This is a genomic window from Marseilla massiliensis, from assembly GCF_016899855.1.
GTDB lineage: Bacteria > Bacteroidota > Bacteroidia > Bacteroidales > Bacteroidaceae > Prevotella.
On the sequence record NZ_JACJJG010000012.1, the window covers coordinates 47624 to 53623 of the forward strand.

4 protein-coding genes are annotated in these 6000 nt (G+C 44.7%); 3 read left to right on the plus strand and 1 reads right to left on the minus strand.

All coding sequences use genetic code 11. The features are described from left to right. Window positions 1–268: 268 nt before the first annotated feature. A complete protein-coding gene (locus tag H6A34_RS04295) occupies window positions 269–1195 on the minus strand; it encodes a magnesium transporter CorA family protein (RefSeq protein WP_021947882.1) in 927 nt (308 codons plus the stop codon). Between the two features lie 486 nt (window positions 1196–1681). Between H6A34_RS04295 and H6A34_RS04300 the strand changes: the two genes are divergently transcribed. The 3 genes from H6A34_RS04300 (at window position 1682) to H6A34_RS04310 (ending at window position 4956) form a co-directional block, all read left to right on the plus strand. Beyond that, a complete protein-coding gene (locus tag H6A34_RS04300; RefSeq protein ID WP_205103674.1) occupies window positions 1682–3097 on the plus strand; it encodes a site-specific integrase in 1416 nt (471 codons plus the stop codon). Window positions 3098–3412: 315 nt separating this feature from the next. After that, complete coding sequence (locus H6A34_RS04305; RefSeq protein WP_205103676.1) at window positions 3413–3718, plus strand: helix-turn-helix domain-containing protein; 306 nt, start codon at window positions 3413–3415, stop codon at window positions 3716–3718. Beyond that, window positions 3715–4956, plus strand: a complete 1242-nt coding sequence (locus H6A34_RS04310) for a ParB N-terminal domain-containing protein (RefSeq protein WP_205103678.1) — start codon at window positions 3715–3717, stop codon at window positions 4954–4956. Before H6A34_RS04305 ends, H6A34_RS04310 begins: the two co-directional genes overlap by 4 nt. The last annotated feature ends 1044 nt before the right edge of the window (window positions 4957–6000 follow it).

A 6000-nucleotide genomic window follows, 5' to 3' on the forward strand; every position in this document is an offset into this window, starting at 1 on the left:
ACCTTTTTATTAGTTCATGAATCGGTTTTCGTTTTTACGTTTGCCATGTCCGGCCTCTGCTGTTGCCGGTCTGCGTGCTGTCGTAAGGGGCTCGGTTAAGCGCCGTCAGCGGGCTTTCACCTTATTATATATTAGCCTTTAGCACACGCATTGCCGGTGTTTACGCACTGGCGGCATGGCGGTTTGTTAACTATCCTAATAGGTGTGCAAACTTAATTAAAAATATTGTAAACGCCTAAACTATTTTGAAAAAAATGGACTTTTCTGTCTAAATGAGCCGTTTATGGCGAAAAATCCACCACGAGATACCAGAAATCAGCGCGGATACTACTATTGCGATAAGGAAACCGAACTTATTGCTTTCCATTCCGTTGATGAGGTTCATTCCGAAGATACTGGCTATCAGGGTGGGGAACATGAGGATGATTGATACGGACGTTAGCGTACGCATTACGGTGTTCATGTTGTTGTTGATAATGCTTGAGTACGTATCCATCGTTGATTCGAGAATGTCCGAGTAAATGTTGGTAGTCTCGCGCGCCTGGCTCATCTCGATGTTTACGTCTTCGATAAGGTCGGCGTCGAGCTCGTCCACCTGTAGCTTGAACTTCAGTTTGGCAAGAAGGTTCTCGTTGCCGCGTATAGACGTGATGAAGTAAGTCAGCGAGTCCTGCAGGCGCGACAGGCCTATGAGCGACTCGTTGTTCACCTCGCGGTCAAGGTTGCGCTTGGCTTTTTCAATAAGACTGTTGATTTGCTTGAGGCGCTTCAGATACCATACGGCCGACGAGAGGAACAGGCGGAATATCATGTCAACGTAGTCCGTGAAGCCTTCGCCGCGTTTCTGCTGGTAGCTTACGAAGTCTATCATCATGTTAGTCTCGTGGAAGCACACCGTTATCGTGACGTCACGCTTATGGATAATGCCGAGCGGAACTGTCGTGTACGGCGTGCGCGAACGTATCTCCTTGACGAACGGGATACGCAGGATGATTAACATCCAGCCGTCGTCATACTCGTAACGCGCGCGCTCGTCGTTATCGCTGATGTCTGAAAGGAAATAGTCGGGAATCTTGAATTCTTCTTCCAGCATTCGCTGGTCGTCTTCGGTTGGACATGTCACTTGTATCCAGCAGTTAGGCTCCCACTGGCCGATCTGCTTTAAGCCCTTGTTGGTATTCCAGTATGTTCTCATTTGCAATCCTCCAAAAAATGTTACGTCAAGTGGGGAGGACCGTCTGTACAAGCATACCTCCTCACCTTACAAGTTCATCTTTTTTTCCGCGTGATAATCGTCCATATAAGTTTTTAATTTCTGTTTTGCGCCTGCAAAGATAGTGCAAAATTTCGGTTAAGCGAAGCGAAAGGACAATTTTTTCACTCTCGTGGATGTGAGAATTTTGTTACGGCGTGGTTAGCTGCATCCTCGTGGCTTGAAGGTGCGGCAGTCATATTTGCATGCAGGTCGGTTCTACACGGTTTTCCGGTCATGCCATTACCGGTTTTTGCCATGTCCGCCATGGCTCAGGCAGCCGCCGCGGCCGTCGTTGATACTCGCCCCGAAAGCTGCTTTGCCACAATGATTTGCGCGGAACATGTAAGTGCCTGGTGTCAGTGCTTTTCCAATATGCCGCCTCTTGCCTTCCGATATGCCGCCTTTTGGAGTCTAAAAGGTGCCCTTTTGTCTTGTAAAAGACCGTCTTTCAATCTTCGTGCCAAGAGCGGCGTATATATAGACCCAAAATATTTTGAGTACGAGATTGATTGGGGCAAGACTGTCGAATCAGGTGTCAAGATGCCAAAGAAAACAATAAGCTCAACAACAAAAGGCAACGCATTAAAGAACGGTTATGTGTTGCGACAGAACGGGGATATTGTTATTAACGAACAACGCATCATCAGCAACAGTGAACGTGAGGATATAAAAGCGAAGCAAAAGACCATAAACGACCTTAAGAATTTCATATTCAAGTGTTATGAGTCGGCTGAAAAGACCGACTTGAAGGATGATTGGCTGAAAATGGTTGTCGACAAGTTCTTTCATCCAGAGAATTACATGACCCCCGAAGAGATAGAACGGAACAAGACTTTCTTTGAACTGTTTGACGAGTTCCTCAAGGCCAAGGAGTTCAGTGATGACAGGGAAAGAGGCATGCAGGTGTTGAAACGTGACATATGGAGGTTCATTAAGTTCCAGCAGACCATGGGTAAGCGCAAGGATTTTACTTTCAATGTAAACGAGGTGACCAAGGACGACATAGAAGATTTCCGCGACTACCTGAAAAATGAAAAGGCGCTCTCAGAAAGATACCCGAAACAGTATGCCAAGATGATAAAGGAACAGCCCAACGGTATAAGAAGGGGACGTTTGGATATAGAGGTACGTGGCAACAATACTATAATAACCATGATGAAAAAACTAAGGAGTTTCTTCTCATGGTGTTACGATGAGGGCAAGACCAAGAATAGACCCTTCGACGGTGTTAAGATAGGTGTAGAGAGATACGGTACGCCTTATTATTTATCATCGGATGAGCGCGACAAGATTGCGGAAACAGACATGCCGACCGAGCATTTGAAAATACAGCGAGACATATTCGTGTTCCATTGCTTCGTAGGTTGCAGGGTCAGCGACCTCATGAAACTGACTATGGGCAACATAACCGACGGAGTGCTGGTATATACGCCGCATAAAACGAAAGATGAAGGGGACGCCACACAAGCAAGGGTTCCACTACGTACATTGGCCGCGGAGTTGATTAAGAAATACAAAAGTGTTGATAAACAGGGACGTTTGTTCCCTTTCATTTCACAAGTTAAGTACAACGAAGCCATAAAGGAGATATTTACCATTGCAGGGATAATCCGTAAAGTGGAAGTACGTAATCCAAAGACCGGAGAGATGGAGCTTTGTCCGATTAACAAGATAGCAAGCAGCCATATTGCACGCAGGACCTTTGTCGCTAATGCATATAAATATGTGTCAGACCCGAACATTGTAGGCAAGATGTCCGGTCACGTTGAAGGCAGCAAGGCTTTTGCAAGATACCGCAACATTGACGACGATATACTTAAAAACGTCATTGACAAGATGTAATGCCTCAATAGCCCCAATTTAATACACCAAGATTTTATTACAGCCGTATTCCGAAAAGGAGTGCGGCTTTTTTGTTTGTCTATTGTACAAAACTCCAATAAACTAAGATTTATAACGGTTACATAACGTTATATAACCATTCGCCAGAAATCAAGCGTTTACATATATTTTTACATCAAGTCCGTCTTACCTTTGCATCGTCCCTTGCGACCAGCGGTGTCTCTGTTTCATCGTTGGCTACCTGGGAAATGGTATCACCAAGGATAATCCTTAAACAGAGGTGAGAGCCGAAGTTTATTATTAAAAAGTAAAGAAATGAAAATAAATGATTTGATTTCCGATGGCAGTAATAATATAAGTATTACGGTCGGAATAAGTGACTTGAAAGAGTTCGGCCTGTCATTAATAGAAGAAGGTCGGGCGATGGGAAGGGCTGAGAGGGTTCAGGAAACCTATCTTACCCCGGATGAAGTAGCTAAAATGTTAGGAGCTTCAAAGAGCACGTTGTGGAGGTGGAACAAATCAGGCTATCTCCGTAATATCAAGTGTGGACGAAAGTCCTTTTATAAAAAGTCGGACGTTGAGAATCTAATTTTCAACAATAATGAAAATAAAAAATGAAGACAAAAGTAGAAAGAAAGACCGCTTACGCAGCGGCAGGGAGTATTGAAAACAGCCTTATGGCACAGGGTAGCGTCACGCCTGTTGGTAACTGTGGCGCACAGACAGGTATGCTGCGTCAGGATGCATCAGAAACAAAGCCCCTTGGAGGCATCAATATTGTTCAAAGCGAGGAGCTAAGGCAAAAGTTGATGGTCGCATTAAGCAACGGGGTGTCAGTGGACTACATGGAGCTTTACCAAGCTGGGCTAAAATTGGTGTATATTGACGACAACCGCAAAATATCGAAGTCCCACGTTAAGAACCTGAAAGAGTCCTTTAAGCGTGTGCACACGATGTTCGACGACATATCCGTGCTTCAGGCTATCGACTTGCTGGAGGATGGGATCGCATTGCACGACAGGGATGGAAACAAGCTGACATTGCAGACCGAAGGCATTGAATACTGCTATGCAATCATTGATGGTCAGCACAGGAACGAGGCCCTGGAACTGTACTATTCCGACGCAAGCACGAAGGCTGTTCCCGTGAAGGCTGGGGTCAAGCAAATTGCCATACCTGAAGGGACAGACGTAAGATCCGTACTGGCTGAACGCAACCTGATTGTAAAGAGATGGACCTGCAACGACACCAAGCGCTTCGTCGAATCCATGAGTGACGGTGATGATACAGTAATAAGCAGGGTGAACAAGTGTGTTGCAGAGGATGGTATGTCAACCCGTGGGGCATGGAAAATATACAAGCTTACTGACGGCTACAAGAAAGCAAAACTTGAGAAGGCAGTGCTGGAGGGAAGCCTGACCGACGAGTTGAGGGGTACACAAGCGGAAATAGAGCGTGGAGACAAAATCCGCAGGGCCATACAGGTGGGTTGCAGGCATGAACCTAAGATGAAGCATAACAGTGCCATCATTGACATGATGATTTCTGCCTACAATTCCGTTGTAGACGAGAGTAAGGCCAGCACTATGCATCTGCTCTTGCTGTTCATAACGTCAATTCCCGAAGTGAAGATGAAGGCCGCCATGGATGAGGATACGGTGGACAAAAAGACCGAATGCCTGAAGAAGGAATGGATGCTGTTCTTACAGGCTGTGGAAACAGATGGTAAGGAGCAGGATTTCACCGGTCTGGCACAAAAGGCAAGCGACGAATACGACGCAATGGTTGCAGCGGAGGTTGCAACATCTTCACGGACACGGAAAACACGCAAGAAAAGCAAGGCTGCTGTGGAATAGTACAGGACCGTAGCTGAAAAACAAGGCATGGCATACTTACATTGATTTGTAAGGCAGGATTGAGGGCGACTTTTTCTTGCTAAGCCATTGCCTTGTCCTTACGGGAACTGTTTGTTTAATGTAATTTATTGATAATCAGAGAAATGACGAAATGATAAACATTCAAGACCCACAGGTCAAACAAGTTGCTCCAGGGCTGGTATATGCCATATTGTTCAACGCATACGACGATTTCACGGCCAATCAAAAATTTATAAGGATTTGTTGTTCGACGTAATCAAGAACGGCTGTGATTGGGATGATTGAACGTGGATGAAGACTGCAATGTTGGCCTCTCCCTGTCATTCTCCGGACAAGCATGATGGGGAGGGGTTTCAATTCACGGCCTTTTGCATTGCGATTTGCCGTCTTTTGAGTGGTGATTGATGGCCTTTTACAAACCAATTGACGGCCTTTTGCAGAACACTTTAAAACGACTAGTAAAATAACGGATAATTAACGACTATAACGAAGGTATATGGCATCGGTAAGGATAAAGTTTCGCCCATCAACCGTAGAGGGCAAGGAATGGTACACTGTATTTCCGGATTATACACAAGTATTCTGTTGACTACATCGTTTCGGAATACATCAAGCAACCAGATTGTCCTATACTCTTCAACTTCATACGCTCGATGTTTGATTAACGTGGCTGTTTTATAAGTATGAAGCGGTGATATTTTGTAAAATGCTTAATATCAATACCTTAGTTTATGAGTTGTTCGTTTTTAGTCAAACAATGCATGTTTTAGTCAAACATCAAGGATAAAATTTCATCAAAAAAGTCGGCCAGAAGTACTTTAAATCGGCTGTTTTTACTATCTTTGCAGCGGATTGGAGGTTTTATACTTATAAAGCGGTGATAAACTCCTCCATAGAAACAAGAACTAAATTAAGGAACCAACAAAGAATTTTGTGGTATGGAAACGAAAAAAATGAAGCCTGCAACGCTTTGTTCGTCACACCACATAACAACGGTAGGTAATCGCTGCTGAGTTTCGTCCG

Coding starts and splice junctions, on each gene's coding strand:
- H6A34_RS04295 (WP_021947882.1), bottom strand. CDS start 1,195: ATGAGAACATACTGGAATACCAACAAGGGCTTAAAGCAGATCGGCCAG.
- H6A34_RS04305 (WP_205103676.1), top strand. CDS start 3,413: ATGAAAATAAATGATTTGATTTCCGATGGCAGTAATAATATAAGTATT.
- H6A34_RS04310 (WP_205103678.1), top strand. CDS start 3,715: ATGAAGACAAAAGTAGAAAGAAAGACCGCTTACGCAGCGGCAGGGAGT.